Origin of the sequence: Ruegeria sp. Ofav3-42 (genome assembly GCF_022347725.1) — a bacterium.
GTDB lineage: Bacteria > Pseudomonadota > Alphaproteobacteria > Rhodobacterales > Rhodobacteraceae > Ruegeria.
Genome location: NZ_JAKRGB010000013.1, coordinates 1 through 17,175, shown reverse-complemented (window position 1 = coordinate 17,175; position 17,175 = coordinate 1). Strand labels below are relative to the sequence as shown.

Sequence of the window (17,175 nt, the reverse complement as noted above, 5' to 3'; positions counted from 1 at the left end):
CTCACAAAGCCGCGCAAACAAGCGCAACATCGCATCGCAAGAGCGCATCAATCGAATGAATATTGATGAGGCGCGGCGCGCGGAAGGCGTGAGTATACGCGAAGCGCACCGGGCACAAGCACTGGCGCGCAGATTTGCGACAGAGGACGCGCACCGGGCGCGATTGCAGACGCTTGCGGATCGAGCGGACCACCGGGCCTATAACGACCCGGCGGCTGTCCGGGCGCGTTTGGAAGCGGCGGTAATAAACCCGTTATCCGGGTCCGATGGCTCGGGGGGATTTGTGGCGACACCGGCAATAGCCGGGACCCCTGCCCTGCCCGGTGGTCAAGGTCGAATGGCCACGCTCGGGCGGCACCGCGAACAAGCCTTCACCGGCTGGGGCGATGCATTTAGCGAGGTGACGCAATACGTGGCGCAACACTCGCGCGTGCAGCAGGAAAATCAAAAGTTGCGCGAACGAGTTCGCAAGCTTACAACTAGACCACGTGTTCCGGGGATTTACGGGGATAGAAATGCTCGATCTGATACTGGACCTATTCACAGCGCTAATGGTTCTGCTGGCGGTGGCAGCGGTGATAATAGCGATATCGGTTCTACTCACGGCATAGCGCCGGGACGCGAAGTCGAAAAGACGAAATATTCGAGCGGGCCGGGATTCACAGAAATTTCCAACAGACTTGGAACGATGGTCGTTCCGGGTGCGGATGGCGAGCCGTGGGGAATAGACGAAGTAATAACGGCAGCGGCTGCGGTGCCGTTTAACGCAGCCTATTGGGCTGGCCAAAAAATCGGCAACTTCCTAGACAATCGACGGTATAACAACGTCGTGCGTAGCGCGGCACGCGCTCAAAAAGGCTATCAAACAAAAAGACGGTACAACCACGCAGGGCGTTCACTCGCACCGACGCGCTCAGAAATTGACGCGTATCGGATGCGGCGTCGTGTTCTGAACGGACTTTAACCTAACCAACCACAGAGAAGGAAAAGCAATGAAAATGCGTTCCATGTACATGGACGCGACCAATCGTCGTGTCGAATCGATGACCCTTGGGGGTCGCTTCAGAGGGGGCAAACTGGTCCCGGTCGGCTGTGTGCCGTTCTTGCAATCCGAAGGCGGATTGACCCGGCAAACGGTGTCGTTTGAACTGGACAAAATCGCGGGACGTGTCGCCACGGAAATGGTGGCAGAAGTCGTCTGTGTGTTTGTCCCTGCCCTCGCAATCGAAATGCTCAAAAACCCGGATGCGGAACATTTGGGCAACGAGCAAATTTTGCGGGAAAAATACCTCGCAAACGAAGCGGTGTTCGGTCTTGAAGGTGAGACGGAAATCTCCATGCGAATGGGCGTCGTGCCGCGTTCGGTAGCGGGCGTGAAGCAAGTCAACGAAATGGCCCGATTGGCGCATAACGCCGCAATCAATTTCCTCCGTCGCCGTAAGCACGTGAAGGCCACACAATTGCTGGCCAGTAATACGCAAAAAATGCGGGCGCCTTGTGCGCCGCTGTCCATTGGCTGGCAGGGTCAGAATATGATGTGAACTTAGGCTTGACTGGCGAGGCAGCACCAAACGCGGCCTCATCCAGGGTTTCCAGATATTCCCGAACAGCACGCGGTGCGGTCTTGGCATCGATCTGTGCAGCATCCCATTCCTCTTGTGATGCTGAATTCGACGGATTTATCTGACCTTTGGCTGGTGTAAATTCCTGCTGAGTCAGCATTATCCCGCAGTGTTCGTTTTCATCACCCTGAGGAACATGGTCTGCAATCGACCTAAAGCTGCCGAATGCATCCGCCGCGCCTACGGTGAGCAGCAATGTCGGCAATGGGCTGAGGCTGTGTGAAAACTCTGACTGTCCGGCGAAATATGCTGAAAACAGCCTCTATGTGCGCTCCCTCGCAATTCTGAGAGAGCTTTTGCACAGGTGCCGAAAACGAGCGCGACGAGAGGGCTCGTGGGCCGGAGTTTTCACACACCCTCGGCTCTAAGCATCAGTCGAAGCGCGCCACAGAGATTGGCTTAAGTAAGCCCAATTCTTCGCTCTGTCTGTGGCTTTGCCCACTTACTGATGACCGCGACACGGTCTTTTTCGTCTCGGCACCGCCACTTTTGAATAGCATCTGCACTTCCAAATACTTCTGAGATGCTCCTGCGAAACTTTGATGCGTTTCGGAGACTGCGAACAGCGAATTGGTATTGTTGCCAAGGCCAATCGACATTGCCAGGCGGCAATTCTGGTCTGGTCTTTCCAAGAAATTTCCACGGGCGCGTTGCAAGCTGCCATGCCCTGACAAGTTCAGGTGGGTCCAGCCAGACCAGCGCATCAGCTTTCCCAACTGCTTGAAACAATAGACTCGGCCCACCTTCAAGTATCCATGCTTCCCTTTCTAGCTCCATGGCCAGAGCTGCATCTATCTCTGGCCGTGGGCGTTGCTGCCACCCTGTCCGTAGTTTGATGGCGTCAAAGGAAACCACGGGAACTTCTGGACGGGCTGAAGCCAACTCTGACGCGAAGCGGCTTTTTCCGACACCATTTGCACCTGTGACGATGATCTTCCGCATTCATGCCTCGCTTCTGCGCCTCTGCGATGCGGAGCTTAGCGAGTGAGGCTCCGGTCGCCAACACATCGTTGTCCACCCGCTGCGCTCCTTTGACCCTCACTGTCATTCCGGAATGGGCTCATTCTATCCACAGATAGAATGTCTCAAATAATTACTGCTTAGTGCCGGTACCGATAAAAAGCTCGGGCTAGAGTGTGTGATCACATGTGCTTTTGGCTCTCTTGTGCTCGACAACGGAGTGAAGATGTTGAAATCTCCGAACGTAGAGTTTTTAGATTAATTGACCATCTGACAGAGTGTAGTTTTGCGCCAAATTATTCGATATCTTTCCCATCCGCAGGTCTTGATTGACCCTGCCAACCCCATTCCGAACTGGTCACTGAACGATCAAGGTATGAAACGTGTTGCGGCGCTTGCCGCATCAGGTGCGCTGGTTGGGACAAAACATGTCATCAGCAGTGCCGAAACCAAGGCAATTGAAACCGCGTCGCCACTGGCGAACGCGCTCGGGTGCCGGTTTGAATTTCGTGAGGCCATGCACGAGAATGACCGCAGTGCAACGGGGTTCCTCCCTTCTGAAGAGTTTGAAACTGTTGCTGATCAGTTCTTTGCCAACCCGGAAAAAAGTGTGAGGGGTTGGGAATCTGCAAAAGCGGCGCAAACCCGAATAGTGTCAGAGGTTCAAAAGTGCTTAAGGGCGTGTGAGACAGGTGACGTTCTATTTGTCGGTCATGGCGGTGTCGGAACGCTCTTGTTTTGTTATCTTTCCGGCTTACCGATCAGCCGCCAATTCGATCAAGGGCCCGGTGGCGGCGGGTGTTTCTTTGAGTTTGAAGGCCCGGGCTCAAAGCCGCGGTCAGGATGGCAACCGCTGGAAAATCTGATCGTTTCGGACAAACCAGATGAAACCGCTCAGCATCTTTCGGTGTCAACGCATTAGCTTATACAAACTCTTTTTAAACATTGGGAGGGTGTGGCATTGGCGGATAGATTCATCCTTCTGACGGGTTGTTCGGGCGGCGGAAAATCAATACTGCTGAAGGCGCTTGGTGCGCTTGGCTTCGCAACCGTCCCGGAACCTGGTCGGCGCATAGTCGCGAACGAAGTCGCCGGGGACGGCAAGGCGCTTCCTTGGGTGGACATGAAGGCGTTCGCTCTGCGCGCCGTCGAAATGGCGAAATCCGACCTGAAAGAAGCTCAGCGCGTGGAAGGGCCCATCTTTTTTGACAGGGGTCTGATCGATGCGGCTGTCGCTCTTGAGCACTCAGGCGGCCAATCTGTACGAGAGACGCTCGGCGAAAACCGCGCCTACGCGAAGCGCGTGTTCGTGGTCCCGCCCTGGAAGGAGATTTTTGTTGAAGACGCCGAGCGCCGCCATGACTTTGAAACCGCGGTTTAGGAACATCGTCGAATTACAGACGCTTTGGATGCCTTTGGATACGACATGGAAGTGTTGCCGCGCACATCGGTTGATGAGCGGGCGGGAATTGTATTGCGCGGGTGTGGCGCGCTGTGATCCCATTGGCGGTTTTGGAGCACCGCTCGCAGTCACGTCTCTGAAGGCTAGGTCTGCATTCGACGAAAAGCTGTCGAATGTAGCCGCCGCACCCAACTTGTATGTCAACGACCGGTTGGGATTCTTAGCCATAGATGACGGTTACCGCGCGGGCGATGGCCGAGAGGAAGATTTTGGGGCATCTGTCGTATCGGGTGGCCACACGCCTCCAATCCTTGAGCCGGCCGAACATGATTTCGATTAGATTGGCCGATATTGAGGCTGGTCTGTCGAATGCCGGATTTGCTGCTCCCTACAACTCTGGTTGTGCGCTCATTTTACATTCTTTGGGTGTTTGATAGGTTTCCCGTGATTGGTTCAAAAGGAAATTGCATGCGCTGTCTTGTTGTCGGTGGAACGGGCTTTTTGGGTGGCGCAATTGTTGATGCGTTGGTGGAGGGTGGCCATTTGGTCTCGATCCTCTCACGCGGGATAACAAAGGCTTCGAGTATACCGGGCGTCGAAGTGATCCAGGCCGACCGATATGAAGACCTGACACCGCTGGAAAACAAGCCATTTGATTGGGTCTTCGATACCTGTGCCTTTACCCCTGAGGCCGTAGAACGGTTGCTGAAAGCGATCGATCCGGCGATCACAAGGTACGTTCTGATTTCGTCAGTATCCGCCTACGGGACGTTCATCGAAGATGGTCAAGATGAAACTGCGACCGTCCCGGACGCCAAGCCATCAGATTTTGAAACCGCTGCGAGCCTATCCTCTGAAGATCGTGCATCCGCGTTTGCCTATGGAGCTTCCTATGGCCCTCTCAAACGTGCCTGCGAACGCAAGGCCGATGAGATGTTAGGTGAGCGCGCAACCTCTTTACGAGTTGGGCTTTTAGTTGGTGCAGGTGACTACTCTGATCGGTTGACATGGTGGGTACGCAGGTTGGATCAAGCACACGACGTACGCCAACGCGTGCCAGCACCTGCGCCCAAAGACCGTTTCGTGCAAATGATAGATGTCAAAGATGTTGCACAGTTTGCCGTACGATGCGGGAACGAAGCACTGACCGGAGTTTGGAATGTGACTGGCGAGCCCATCCCAATGGCAGAGGTCCTGTCCCAAATTGCGGAGGTGAGCAATTCCGAAGCAGAGATTGTGTGGGTCGAGGAAAGTTCCATCATGGCGGCCGACATTGCCCCATGGTCGGACATTCCACTTATGGCACCGTCGTTACCAGAGTTTCGGTGCTTTCTATCCATTGGGACTGAAAAGGCGAAATTGGCGGGACTAACCTGCCGACCGTTGCGGGAGACAATACTACCCTTGCTATCATGGGATCGAGCGAGGAGGCATGTCCCGCTTAAGTGCGGAATGAAGACCGACCAGGAAACACAATTGCTCGAAGCAAGCCCATCGTGAGTTGTGTTTGGCCAATGTTATTTGGAGGGAATTGATGAATGATCATATTTCTCGCCAAAGCGCCGCTCTTGGCTGGATAGTCGGGCTATTCGAGAAGCATCTTATCTCTTATCAGGTCGTGGGAGGGCTCGCCGTTCTCGCCTATGGCGGGACGCGTCCACTGAACGATATCGACGTATACATCGATTTTTCCCAAGCGAGTGACGCATTTTTTGAGGAAATCCGAGAAACCATCACTTGGGGTCCCGAAGCGATCAAGGAACTCGGTTGGGATCTAACATATCTCAAAGCCAATTTTCGTGGGCAGAAACTCGAAATTGCGGACTCTGGGACGAAAACCCGTATTCAAAATAGAAGCACTGGAGAATGGGTCGAACTGCCAATTGACTATGAATCTTCAGTGCGCCGGAATGTTCTTGGATATGAAATATTGGTTATGCCAGCGTCTCAGTTGTCGGCCTACAAGACTGTTCTGGGCAGGCCTTTCGACAAGCAAGATGTTTACGAACTTCAATCCCATCATTGAATGACTGATCGATGGAACAAATCAGGCTACTGCCGACCTTTGACCCAGTGCAGGAAGCGTCAAAACACATTGCCTTTTGGCGACAACGATAGTTGCCTGTTGGAACAGTGAGCCAAAAAAAAAGCAGTCATTTTTCAGAAGGCCATGCCAGTTCCTTTGCGCCCTCCAGCCGATTGCTAAGTGGTGCTGAACGACCGGACCGTGCGGTTCGCGACGCGCCGCACGAACAATGGGCTGAAGCCTTGCCGACGGCGGTTTTGGGCTCTTTTGACCAGTCCCTGCGATCCGCAGAGAACGACCGCTTCGAGCCCTTAGCACCGATGCGGTTCACACGGTTAAATCTCAATTGCATGAGTTGCGTGTTCATTGTTGATCCGGGAAAACCCAATAGCCTCATAGAACTCGTTTGCATTTTGATCAGGCGTGCGAAGCCTGATGGTGCTAAACGTGGCTTTGCTATGCTCCAGGAGTTTTTTCACCAGGTTACTGGCGATCCCTTTTCTTCTGTAAGAGTCAAGGACATAAACATGCCGGAGACGTCCAACTTTTCGGTCTGTAAATGGATCAAAGTTAATCCCACCACATCCCACCAGCACCTTACCGCTGTATACGCCAAGAAAGCACTCGCCTGTTCTGCTGAAATTGTTAGCGCCAGATTTAGCATCATTGATGAGGCGGTTAAAAAACGAATAGCCTTGCTCCGCCGCCTCAATGGCTAGCCGTTCGAGTTGATCTGAACTTGGATTCAAGGGGGATATTTTGATCGCGTCCGACATCAATCCCAACTACCACTATAATTGGTGAATGACAGCTTTTTCCGCGTCTAACCAGTTCGTGCACCGAACGGCAAAAGGCGGTCCAGCCCAGAACAGTCGTTCATGGATCTCGCGGCGAAGGTGCCGGGAGAGCCCTACCTGTTTCTTGGGTTTTCTCACTGCGCGCATGCGGCACGAAAAATGCGGCGCGAGCGAAAACCGCTATGCTGTCGCGCGGCGCAAGAACCGGCCAATCATTTACCGCGCGGCGATCATCCAGACTCGGTGTCAGTTCCAATAGATAACCCAACTGAACAATAATTGATGCGACCGGTGAGCGCCCCAAAGGCAAAAAAGGCCACGGAGCCGACTTTCGCCGCACGCGCAGCCTAGCCAGCATCGCATGTCCGCTTTGCGCAGAGATTGCTTTGCGGAGTTGAGGTTTTGGGGAATGCGCAGACTGGTTAAGGTATTTCCAGATTGGACGCAAATCGCGAGCCGCAGCTCGCTCATGGCTGTTGTTGCTTTTAATCTCTGTCAGTGGGGTCAAAGCTCAGAACCTGCTCGAGTTCGCTCTTCAACTCTGCTGGGCGCCCCTTCAGAATGTAGGTGCAACCAATTTTCTCAGCCTCAGCCGAAACTTCGGAGTCTCGATGTACCGAATATATGATCACCTGGCGATCTCGGTAGCCCATGTTTCGCGCTTTATAGGCCACAAAAAGCCCGGGATACCTCTGATAAACGGCACCAAGCTTTCCAGCTGCAGCAGACAATTCTGTTGGCATTGGAACATTCAAATCAAGTATCAGCGCGCGGTATACTTCAGCCGAAATCATTTGAATTGCTTCGTCTGCACTAGATGAAGGAAGTGGATTGTATCCTTTTGCATCTAAGTAGTCGATCAGCCATTCGATGTTGAACAGCTCGTCATCTAGAACAACTATCGTTTTGGTATCAGTTGTTTTCGCCAAAACTAGTCCCTCCAAGCACCGGGAAGTTTGAGTGTGAAGAGTAGCGCATCGCCATCTCTTTGAACAGATATTGAACCGTTGTGTTTAGTCTTGAGGAGGTGGTTGCAAATGTGCAGGCCTAGGCCTGTTCCAGACGCCACCATCTGCTTCGCGTTTGATCCTCGAAAACCAAGTTCGAAAATACTTTTCAAGTCCTCATTTGAGACTTCATGTTCTGGGAAAGAGCGTACGGTTATTACTGCCTCACTAGTTCCATTTTGGATCCACTGGCGCACCAAAACTTGCGATCCAAAGCGACTGTATTTGATGCAGTTATCAAACAAATTCATTAAAACTTGCTTAAGTGTTTCGGGGTGACCAATTACCTTGTTCTGGACCTCTCGATTCTCAAGGTCAATCGAAACTTTTCTCCTTTTGCCCTCCTCCTGATAGAACATTGCGGCCTCGATAATCACTTGAGGAACCACTATCTTCCTTTCAACTGTGGAGCTGAATGCGCTTTGTCCCGAGGCTAGGTATGCAAGGTTCCGGACCAAAGTAATGCAGTTTTCTAATTGCGCGCGCGCAGCCGCGGTTCTTTGTTCTCTTCGCTCCGGTCCAATTGTTCCGTCGATAAGGTTGTCAAGAGTGCCTACAACCCCGTTCAACGGGTTAATAATTTGGTGAGTGAAATTTGCCAGCAAGGTGAGATCTATTTCATCATCTTCTGATTTTGTCGCGTTTTGGTCTTTGTCCATATCGTTAGTCCCTGATTCGAACACGTACACGGCCATCAGGTTCCTCAACGATGTCATCGCATCGAAGCCAATGGGAAGAGTTCTTCAAGTTTTTCTGCAAGTCATTCGTCGCACCAACGCGCATTTCCTCGAAGGAGAACAACCAATCTTGCCCGTTGAATTCCGCATGTACGATTTTGCACTGCCTGAAGTGACGCATTAACGCCGTGAGTGCACGAAAACTCACGTCCTCAGGGTCAGCATAAGATCCGCTTATCTTCAACCAGGCTGGAATGCTGTTTCGAGGCAGTAAAGGGCCTTTTTGAAATTTTCCGTGCTGATTTAAGTCGCGGAGCCGGTGCTCGAGGAGTTCTGCCAAGGCAGAAGCTGCTTCTATAGCTGTTTTGGATGTGCTGCCGAATTCAATTGCGCCGTGAGCGCTTTGAACTAGCTTTGCCAGCTCTGAGGCGAATGCCGCCCCTAGACCGTTGGCCTCTCCGTCTGAATCAAGGATGCCGTGGGCAACTGCTATGTCGCGGTTGGACCGCAATATGCTCGGAAAATTATAGCCCCTCCAAACTCGTATTGCAGGTCGACGCCTTTGATTATTCCAGTCGGAAATTCGGTCTTCACACTGAGGTGACGGTGTTGAGTTGGTCACGAGAAAAAGCACGTCGGCACCAAGGCCGTCCGCATGAGAAATTTTTTCCCAAACTGTGGTCCAATTGATCGCTTTTTCGTATCTTTTGCACTCGACGTGCCATTTTTGGACACTCTTAAACCCAGTTGGATCAGAGGTGTTTAGGTATGCCTCAATGTCGCGTCCACCGTCCGCTCCAGGCGTTCGCCAGACGATATTCTGAAAGCCCAAGGAACGGACAACGTCGAACACTAGGTTTTCAAACTCCGTTGGTGTTCGATTTGAGATTTTCTCTAAGATTTCTGACTCTTGCACTGGTGTCACGCTTATCCATTGCTCAGCTGAGCTATGGTAGCGACCGAAACAACTAGGCGCAACCTATGCCAGAAAACCGCTCATCCTGACTCCCCCTCTCCAGTGCTACTGATCCGGCATGGACCTCCTACAATATACACACAAATCGTAAAAGAAATGACCGGATGGTCGTGCACAAACTTGGTTCGTGACGATGAATTTTAGGTCCGGAACCTGCGGTTCGCGTCTTGCTGTATAGGCAAAGTCACAAAGCACGACTAACGGCCGGTAAGGGCTCATTTTAGCCTCTGTCGTCTAGAACCACCGAAGGGATTAACTAGAACCACCGAAGGGATTAACTAGCTATACGCTCCACTTTATATCTACGAATACATAAGTTGATAGTTTCTAATCGTGACGGATTGACGTTGTTCAGATGCGACCGATAGATGCCAAAGTTGGGCAGTGGGTCGCCGATATCTGGACCAGTGAACCCATCATGACGAGCAATGGATCTGCCATCCAACTTGACGTCGGCAAAACCGTCACGCTGGGTACTCCACTTTACGATCACTTCAAGAGTGTGCCATCTGTTCGGAATCACTGGTTTGCCTGAGCGAACCTCACGAACTCTTCCATTGCGAAATTCGAAATCTACTTTAGGACCTTTACTCCGATAATTTTTTGGCACCTCGACAGTCAGATAGGGGTTAAACCCAACTCCTCGCTTATCACGTGGCTTAAGTTGAAAAAATATAAACTTGGCTTCCAGCCGCCCATCTGGATCATCAATGTTAGGAAGCATGAATTGGAGTCGATAAATTACAGTTCCGCGTGCACTACTTGAGTAATCTCTGAGCTCTTCGCGTTGGCGACCAGAAGATTCCGCGGCAATTTCACTTTCTCGACCATCTGGGGGTAACGTGAATTGCCAAGCTTTTTCGCCCTCAATTCGAACACGGCGGCTTTTGCCAACAGAGTTGCTTGCTCGTTTTAGTTTTTGGCGGATTTCTTGAGCAAATGCCGAAGATGGAAACTGACCGGCAATACCCACGACGCCTAAACACATCGCCTTAATGAACACCCTTCGATCCATAAATAAACTCTCCTGAACGCTATTAAGTACTCATTTAGAAATCCAAAATCTGATCTGGCAACCTTTTACCTCAATGTATGTCAGGTGCGAGCAATCATATCACGAACCAGCCCCGCTCCATATCGAGCGGCAGCATTGATCGGTTCGCGATTTGCTGCGCGAGCGAAGCAACAGAGGATAGCGAAGGTCTGTTAAGGGCTCGAACCGGTCATCTGGCGGTTTCAGTAGGTCATCGGGTCGGTTCAGACGGTTTGAAGGCCTGTTATGCGGACATAGCCGACGTTAGCTTTTTGCCAATCGGTTTCGCACCAGTTCAGATTTCATCCAATGTGTTTCGCTTTGAACATGATCGGCACGCACATATTTCCCCATACGACGTGGCATCTCGTTTTCATTGAAACCCAAAACGTCGCGAACAACAAAACCTTCTTGTTTCGACAAGTCCAATTGCTTGGCGACGCCTTCGAAAAGCCGTTCAGCATATGGGCCGCGATAGATTTCCGTAACCGGTGTAATCCCCAATTCTTCGAACCTTTGGAGGGTGTCATCCCACGGTTGGATGTGCTCATCAAGGATCCAAGAAAATCCCATGAAGTAGGACGGCAGCGCACCGTAAGCCACTGAGTGTTTTGCATAAAGGTTTTCACCTACTATGCGCTCTCCATTCTTGAGTTGCGGAGAAATACCCGCTGCGAACGCTTTGATCCAGTCACGCGAGGGATGGTAGCGACTGTCGGGGCTGCGGGCATGGGTTCCAGAGCTATGGATCGTCGTGTTTTCGCCGTCCATTTTTTCTGTGATGATGAGATCATCGACCATAAGACCATCAAGTGAAGACATGACTTTGTCGTCACTTGTTGTTCCGGGTGAGATTGGCAAATGGAATGTTCGGCCATATTTTTTCATGGCTACGCCATAGCGTGTCCGAGTAGTCGGCAGCAAGGTAACTTTGGGCTCATTGCAGACAACCGATCATTTCACTCAGACAATTGACGGACACTTGGGGTCCAAGGTCTGCAATGTGTTGTAGGCGGCCTAATGCACCCGCAGCAGCCAATTTAGGGAGCGACGGCGGCTTGGGGCTCATCTGCTTGCCCGAGCTCGCCGCAGAGAAAGTCGGTAGTGAGCCCAAAGATACAGCGGTTATAGGCCGTTATGTTTGAGCTTTGGTTAGATCTCGCGCGTGCTTTCAATCATCCACTCAAGATATTCACCGTTGGCTTGGTCAACATCAATCGAGAGAATACCGGGCGTCTCATAAGGGTGCATCCTGCGGATCGCTTCAACGACTACGCCAAAAAGCTCTTTTCGGGTCTTCAGCAGAAGTGGGACCTCCCGCGCGGTTACGATTTTTCCCTTCCAGAGGTATTTACTGCTAGTTGCAGTGTAGCGGTTCGATGAGGAAACCAAACGCTCTTCAAGAAGCCTGTCCGCGATCTGGTCAGCGACTTTCTCGGATGGGCAGTTGACCCAAATTTTGACTATCATCTGCAATCTCACAAACGCGAAACCTGAGTTCTTAGTCTAACACGGGTCCATTCCGACACCATTGTTACTCCTGCAACGTATCGCCACCTGGTCGTGCCGTTTCTGCAGCGGTTCGCGACTTGCCGCATGAGCGAAAGACCGAGGTGTGATCAAGGTCCGGTAAGGGCTCGATGTGTCAGTCGGAACACACCGCAGAGTATGACGGCACGAGCCATCTACCGGCATCTGCGTCGCGGCGAATGTCCGTAAAGTGAATTCTTCATCCGACGCTGAGCAAGGTTCGAACCAATGCGGTTTGCGTGTTCACCCCCGTCTTTGTGTAGATACGGGAGAGATGTGTTCTGGCTGTATTCACGCTGATCCCGAGCGTATCCGAAGCAGTTGTTAAGCTGTCACCACTTACAATGCGATGCGCCAGAAGCATTTGTCCTTCCGAAAGTCCAAAGACAGATTTTGCAATGCTCAATCGTTCATCGATATCATCGTCGTTTTGCGTTTCAACGAAAGTCAGCCCGTCTCTCACAAACAATACGCAGACTGCTACGCCGCCTTCATCAGTTTCCCCGAAAACGATTGGAAGTCGAAAATTCCGTCCGCTTTCAGTCATATACTTGTAATGCTGGAAGTACCCGTGCTGTTCGGCCGCTTGTTTCAAGCCAGTTTGGAGGATTTTGTCCCACGCAGGTTTTGAGCCACGCAACCTGTTGTTTGAGATTTGAAGTCCTGGATGCCTCTCAAGATGTGATCGTGCCTCCGTTGGTGCTCCCAGAATTTGCCCCTTGGCATCAACGGCCAGCCTACTTGCGTCGACGTATTGATGCCCGCGCAACACAAACGAGGCGTATAAGATGCGCCATGTGCCTTCAGTTCGCTCTAATACACGAGTTTCAAACGTATTTTCGATCCTCCCATAGGCGTTCTTGGATGTTTCATCAAAAACGACGTGAGCTAAATCACCGCTAATGGTAATAGCGACGTTGGAACGCTGAACGTTTGAAATGTTACAGACTGAACCACCTTCAATTACTTCACGCATGTAAGAACTGAGCTTATCCCATCCTTCGTGAACCGTTGCACCGAAGGACGATGATACACAGACCTCTCGGGTACGCTCGTCGTGAACCCAACACGCGGCCCAATCATTAAAATCCTGCCGCAGGAACGCTGCGGTTTCGCGTGTGATAACACTCATTACAGCGGCATTCTGGTCTGACAATTCAATGGCTTCTGTCATAGGTTTCTAGCCGTCAATCCGCTTTTTCATATTTTGTGGAGCATAGTCTAAATGCGGTTGTGGTTGCCAACCTTCGCCGCCTCCAAATGCGGAAGAATTGCAGCCAGGTACAGGAATGTCTGCAATAGAACTCATCTTCAGTTGGTGCCTTCTTGGAAAACACATCTGACGCTACCTTAACTAGTAAGGGGTCCATACATAGCACTCCGGTCTATCATCGCAGTACCTGAGATTTTGGCAGATATGAGAATATGATGTTGTCACCCGAAGTGACTACGTGCCACGGTTTTTTTGTCTTGCTACGGCCAAGCCAGACATATGCAGAAAGCTCGTGAAAGGCCGCTGCTTGCGCTCTACTGCTATTCGCCACCAGGAACTGAACGTCCGAAATGGGCCGTTTGCGACTTGCTGCACGAGCGAAGCCTCAACGTACCATTAAGGTCCGGATTGGGCTCAAACCGCCTGCTTAAAATTGGCGCAGCGGATGACTGTCTTGAGCCCAACCCGGCCATCTCGAATTTGTGCTGCGCACGCTCGCCGCATGAAAGTCGCTGCAGTCGCACTAGTCGGGACGCTGTCGCGCAGCAGGAAAACCAGTCGTTGAGGATCAGCGCAGCGAAGATCTTGGGGTAAATTACAGGTCACGGATCGAGCGCACGTTCCCTCGATAACTCAGTTAACTTAGTTCACCGCTCTGTGCGTTTGCACGGTCGATCCAGACCGAGGCAAACTCGACGAGAGCCCGATAGTCGCAGATTTTGCATTGGGCGTTGCCAAAAACTTTGGATGAAACAGTGCCCGCGTTTCCAACGCCGCACCCACTGCTGGAAATAGCCGATTCATGTCATCAGCCACATCAGGTGTTTCAATCCACGACCCATCTATGGAGCCCTTCTTGAACCGCCGGGTCTTGATCCGCCTGTGTGTCGCAAGTGTCTCAGCAGTATGAAGGGCCGAGCATCGGTTCCAGCCTACTCCTATGAGCAAGATTTTCATCGACTCGCGATCTCTGAGCTTTCCAAGAGGGGTTTGCTCTCCTGTCGCCCATTCTAGACTGTGTTCTTCAAGAAAATTATTTGCTTCCCGACCGTTAAGACAGATCGAAACTGCCGGATGGCCGCTGCGCTTTGTTCCTGGCCAAGTTATGAATGTCTCCGCAATAACCCCCATGCCCGACGTCGGCGACTTCACGCTGTCGAACCCAAGCACTGAATCTTCGATTTGGGCGATCTCATCTGGCCTCAGTGTAGACCGGTCCATTTCAGCCGGAAAGTATGCATCTCCGGAAAAGCCAGGCATTCCGACCAGTCCGGTTTCACCGACCGCTCGCAGAAGCGCTTCAATGACTGTTCTTGGGCCACCTACGACCGGACCAACCGCCTTCATTGAACCGTGTACAAAGAGCCCGTCGCCTTTTTGAACACCAAGCGAAACGAGATCAGAAACGAGGCTTTCTAATGTGTGAAAATTTGAATCCATGCTGTTGATTAACACCAACGCCGCAGATGCAAAATCAGCAATTTGGGCTCTTCGTGGTTTGATGCTCACGCAGCAAGAGACGCGGCTCAGGCATCGCGGAACCGGTCATAGCGGGCATGGCTAAGCCATTAATCTTTTGCAATTTCGTTGAACCCGCGGTCATTGGCGGAACAGGAGCCATCGTTCATGCTGCCGACGGCGAAATCTGACTGCGAGCCCTCTTTACCAGATGCTGCGCAGTCAACGAATGGCCGCTCCTTTGGTATTCATCCACCATTTGTTTTCGTTTTCTCGTTTCTCAGGTAGGGAACGGCTTGCAAATGCATCCTGGACGTAGATCACCGGTTCTTCATAAGAGTGAAGACGATGAATGACGCTCATTGCAGCATCCAACAAGTCACTGTCCTTCGTAATTGAAAATGACAGCACTCGGGCTTGTCTGCTCGTCGCGGACTCCATAGGCCCGCTGGCGGTGCTTTCTGCGCCTCGAAAGAACTGTGTCCCGATGGCAGTTTCAAGGGACACATGGTCATAATCCCCGTAGGTTAGGCGTACCTCGTCGCATAGAGCCTGCCGGATACAATCGTCATCTTCCGGTCCAAGCTCCACATGGATTACCCAGACCGGCTCCAATCGACATGCGCTAACTTGGATATGATCCAGTGATTCAGCTTGCATCGCATACATCCTGCATTTGGGCGAGGAGTTTCACAGTGGAGGCCAAAGCCGTGTCATCAATTCCAAGATGCGTGACCCAACGTTGCCGTTTTGAATTGCCGGAGATACGTATCCCGGTTTCTTTCAGAAATCCTGAAAACTTGCTCTGAACAGACGCATCCACATCGCAGAACAACATGTTGGTTTGCGGCGCTTCAACGGTAAGGCCGGGAACACGTGACAGGGCAGCGGCAAGCTCTGCGGCCCGCGCATGATCAGACTTTAATCGTGAGACATTGTTCTGCATCGCATATAGGCCCGCTGCGGCAATGATCCCGGCTTGCCGCATTCCGCCGCCCAGCATTTGCCGATGCCTGCGCGCTTTCTCGATCACCTCCGCAGACCCGACAAGGACTGAGCCAATTGGTGCGCCAAGCCCTTTGGAGAGGCAAAAACTGAGTGTGTCGCAGTAGCTGGCAATTTTCGAAACTAGACAGCCTAGCGTGGCGGCTGCATTGAAAATGCGGGCGCCGTCCATATGGATTCTCAGATCGTGTTCTGCCGCTAACTGCAAAACACTGCGCAAATAATCCAGCGGTAGAACCTTGCCGTCTATAGTGTTTTCGACCGCAATCAGCCGAACTGGCGCAAACAGGATAGAGGCTGGGAAAAGAGAAGCTTTGATGTCTTCCAGCTTCAATGTGCCATCACCTTGGTTCTGGACGACCTGCGGCTGCACCCCGGCAATCATGGCCGCACCTCCCAACTCGCGCAGATAGGAATGAGAGAGATGCCCCACGATATAGGCCTCTCCGCGCTGGCAGTGAGACATGACTGCAATCAGGTTGGATTGAGTACCGGAAGGCGTCAAAAGTGCTGCTTCTTTTCCAAAGAGATCTGCGGCGAAACATTCCAGTTCCTGAACCGTCGGATCATCATGGTAGTAGTCATCTCCCACCTCGGCTTTGGCCATGGCATCGCGCATTCGCAAGCAGGGTTTGGTGACTGTATCGCTTCTAAAATCTAGTTCGAGTTTCTGTTTCATATCGTCAGGGCCTTTGTTGATTTGAACTCAAACTGCCCGATAGCCTATGAAATAGGTGATTGAAGTTTGCGAAGTTTTGCAATCTGATTGCAATTGCATGCAATAAATGAGCAAGCGACCATGGATCGTATAGACCGCAAGATACTTAGCCAGCTCCAGAAGGACGCATCTATCGCGAACAACGATCTTGCCGATCTCGTTGGTCTGGCACCGTCAAGCTGTCTTCGGCGTGTTCGTCAACTCAAGGAAAAGGGTGTCATCACAGGTGTGATCGCTCTCACTGATCCCAAGAAAATGGATCGACCTCTCAAGGCGATTGTCACTGTCAAACTGGCTGATCACGGTGTTACCGCACGAAAGCAATGGCTGGCCGACATGAAAACGGAAGCAGCGATCTCTCAAATCTATTCAGTCTCAGGCGAAACGGACACCGTTGTCATGATGAACTTGGCTGACATGGAAGAGTTTCAGGACTTGAGCCAGAGGCTTTTCGCCGAAGACGGAAATGTGCTCCAGTATCAATCGCTATTTGTTTTGGAACAGCACAAGTTCGACTTGGCACTTTAGGCGCGACAGTAGTCATTGGTTTGCTCGTGGCGAACGGAAACTTTGTCCGCGTTTTATCAGTTCGCGGTGGATAACGCGGATGGTAGCGATTTCCGACTGACCTGAGCCCCAAGTTTCCTCCAACCTTCGGAGAGTCCTTGGGTTCGGTTTGATGGCCTTACGCGGCCAGTTTGTCCATGTTCATTTTCTCTGCAAATTCCATTGGCGTTAGGTTGCCCAACGC

At 51.8% G+C, this 17,175-nt stretch carries 19 protein-coding genes and 2 pseudogenes; 7 read left to right on the top strand and 14 right to left on the bottom strand.

Annotated elements, in window-relative coordinates:
• Nucleotides 1-55 precede the first annotated feature (55 nt).
• Both MHN28_RS17810 and MHN28_RS17805 read left to right on the top strand, forming a co-directional pair.
• Complete coding sequence (locus tag MHN28_RS17810) at nt 56-964, top strand: hypothetical protein (RefSeq protein WP_239343923.1); 909 nt, start codon at nt 56-58, stop codon at nt 962-964.
• 28 nt (nt 965-992) lie between these two features.
• Nucleotides 993-1,541, top strand: a complete 549-nt coding sequence (locus tag MHN28_RS17805) for a hypothetical protein (RefSeq protein ID WP_239344034.1) — start codon at nt 993-995, stop codon at nt 1,539-1,541.
• Here MHN28_RS17805 and MHN28_RS17800 read toward each other — a convergent pair.
• Together MHN28_RS17800 and MHN28_RS17795 are read right to left on the bottom strand one after the other, a co-directional pair.
• Nucleotides 1,474-1,671, bottom strand: a pseudogene (locus tag MHN28_RS17800) (IS5/IS1182 family transposase); the annotation flags it as partial. The gene MHN28_RS17805 and the pseudogene MHN28_RS17800 overlap by 68 nt on opposite strands.
• Nucleotides 1,672-1,993: 322 nt before the next feature.
• Nucleotides 1,994-2,365: a hypothetical protein gene (locus tag MHN28_RS17795; protein WP_239343922.1), complete on the bottom strand. Its 372-nt coding sequence runs from the start codon at nt 2,363-2,365 to the stop codon at nt 1,994-1,996.
• Between the two features lie 503 nt (nt 2,366-2,868).
• On the opposite strand from MHN28_RS17795, the gene MHN28_RS17790 reads away from it, so the two are divergent.
• Both MHN28_RS17790 and MHN28_RS17785 read left to right on the top strand, forming a co-directional pair.
• Nucleotides 2,869-3,504, top strand: coding sequence for a histidine phosphatase family protein (locus tag MHN28_RS17790; protein ID WP_239343921.1), 636 nt, complete (start codon nt 2,869-2,871; stop codon nt 3,502-3,504).
• A 39-nt stretch (nt 3,505-3,543) separates the two neighbouring features.
• A complete protein-coding gene (locus tag MHN28_RS17785) occupies nt 3,544-3,963 on the top strand; it encodes an AAA family ATPase (protein WP_239343920.1) in 420 nt (139 codons plus the stop codon).
• A 241-nt stretch (nt 3,964-4,204) separates the two neighbouring features.
• On the opposite strand, the pseudogene MHN28_RS17780 reads toward MHN28_RS17785, so the two are convergent.
• Nucleotides 4,205-4,327: pseudogene (locus MHN28_RS17780) on the bottom strand (IS5/IS1182 family transposase); the annotation flags it as partial.
• 26 nt (nt 4,328-4,353) lie between these two features.
• Here MHN28_RS17780 and MHN28_RS17775 point away from each other — a divergent pair.
• Nucleotides 4,354-5,484 carry an epimerase gene (locus MHN28_RS17775; RefSeq protein ID WP_239343919.1) on the top strand — a complete coding sequence of 377 codons (1,131 nt, stop codon included), beginning with the start codon at nt 4,354-4,356 and terminating at the stop codon, nt 5,482-5,484.
• 34 nt (nt 5,485-5,518) lie between these two features.
• Complete coding sequence (locus tag MHN28_RS17770) at nt 5,519-6,010, top strand: nucleotidyltransferase (protein WP_239343918.1); 492 nt, start codon at nt 5,519-5,521, stop codon at nt 6,008-6,010.
• A gap of 335 nt (nt 6,011-6,345) precedes the next feature.
• On the opposite strand, the gene MHN28_RS17765 is transcribed toward MHN28_RS17770, so the two are convergent.
• From MHN28_RS17765 to ltaE, 11 genes are all read right to left on the bottom strand, one after another.
• A complete protein-coding gene (locus MHN28_RS17765; protein ID WP_239343917.1) occupies nt 6,346-6,786 on the bottom strand; it encodes a GNAT family N-acetyltransferase in 441 nt (146 codons plus the stop codon).
• Nucleotides 6,787-7,292: 506 nt separating this feature from the next.
• Nucleotides 7,293-7,736 (bottom strand): hypothetical protein, encoded by a 444-nt coding sequence (locus MHN28_RS17760; RefSeq protein ID WP_239343916.1) that lies wholly within the window; start codon nt 7,734-7,736, stop codon nt 7,293-7,295.
• Nucleotides 7,737-7,738: 2 nt separating this feature from the next.
• Nucleotides 7,739-8,473: a sensor histidine kinase KdpD gene (locus tag MHN28_RS17755; RefSeq protein WP_239343915.1), complete on the bottom strand. Its 735-nt coding sequence runs from the start codon at nt 8,471-8,473 to the stop codon at nt 7,739-7,741.
• Nucleotides 8,474-8,477: 4 nt separating this feature from the next.
• Nucleotides 8,478-9,407: a restriction endonuclease gene (locus MHN28_RS17750; RefSeq protein WP_370645744.1), complete on the bottom strand. Its 930-nt coding sequence runs from the start codon at nt 9,405-9,407 to the stop codon at nt 8,478-8,480.
• Nucleotides 9,408-9,741: 334 nt separating this feature from the next.
• Nucleotides 9,742-10,482 carry a heparin lyase I family protein gene (locus MHN28_RS17745; RefSeq protein WP_239343913.1) on the bottom strand — a complete coding sequence of 247 codons (741 nt, stop codon included), beginning with the start codon at nt 10,480-10,482 and terminating at the stop codon, nt 9,742-9,744.
• A 282-nt stretch (nt 10,483-10,764) separates the two neighbouring features.
• Nucleotides 10,765-11,388, bottom strand: a complete 624-nt coding sequence (locus MHN28_RS17740) for an RNA ligase family protein (protein WP_239343912.1) — start codon at nt 11,386-11,388, stop codon at nt 10,765-10,767.
• Nucleotides 11,389-11,652: 264 nt separating this feature from the next.
• Nucleotides 11,653-11,970 carry a divalent-cation tolerance protein CutA gene (gene cutA / locus MHN28_RS17735; RefSeq protein ID WP_239343911.1) on the bottom strand — a complete coding sequence of 106 codons (318 nt, stop codon included), beginning with the start codon at nt 11,968-11,970 and terminating at the stop codon, nt 11,653-11,655.
• A gap of 259 nt (nt 11,971-12,229) precedes the next feature.
• Nucleotides 12,230-13,204 (bottom strand): DUF4440 domain-containing protein, encoded by a 975-nt coding sequence (locus tag MHN28_RS17730; RefSeq protein ID WP_239343910.1) that lies wholly within the window; start codon nt 13,202-13,204, stop codon nt 12,230-12,232.
• A gap of 681 nt (nt 13,205-13,885) precedes the next feature.
• Nucleotides 13,886-14,752: an AAC(3) family N-acetyltransferase gene (locus MHN28_RS17725; protein ID WP_239343909.1), complete on the bottom strand. Its 867-nt coding sequence runs from the start codon at nt 14,750-14,752 to the stop codon at nt 13,886-13,888.
• A 171-nt stretch (nt 14,753-14,923) separates the two neighbouring features.
• A complete protein-coding gene (locus MHN28_RS17720) occupies nt 14,924-15,361 on the bottom strand; it encodes a hypothetical protein (RefSeq protein WP_239343908.1) in 438 nt (145 codons plus the stop codon).
• Nucleotides 15,351-16,385 carry a low-specificity L-threonine aldolase gene (gene ltaE, locus MHN28_RS17715; RefSeq protein ID WP_239343907.1) on the bottom strand — a complete coding sequence of 345 codons (1,035 nt, stop codon included), beginning with the start codon at nt 16,383-16,385 and terminating at the stop codon, nt 15,351-15,353. Before ltaE ends, MHN28_RS17720 begins: the two co-directional genes overlap by 11 nt.
• A gap of 120 nt (nt 16,386-16,505) precedes the next feature.
• On the opposite strand from ltaE, the gene MHN28_RS17710 reads away from it, so the two are divergent.
• Nucleotides 16,506-16,952: an Lrp/AsnC family transcriptional regulator gene (locus tag MHN28_RS17710; RefSeq protein ID WP_239343906.1), complete on the top strand. Its 447-nt coding sequence runs from the start codon at nt 16,506-16,508 to the stop codon at nt 16,950-16,952.
• Nucleotides 16,953-17,175: the final 223 nt, after the last annotated feature.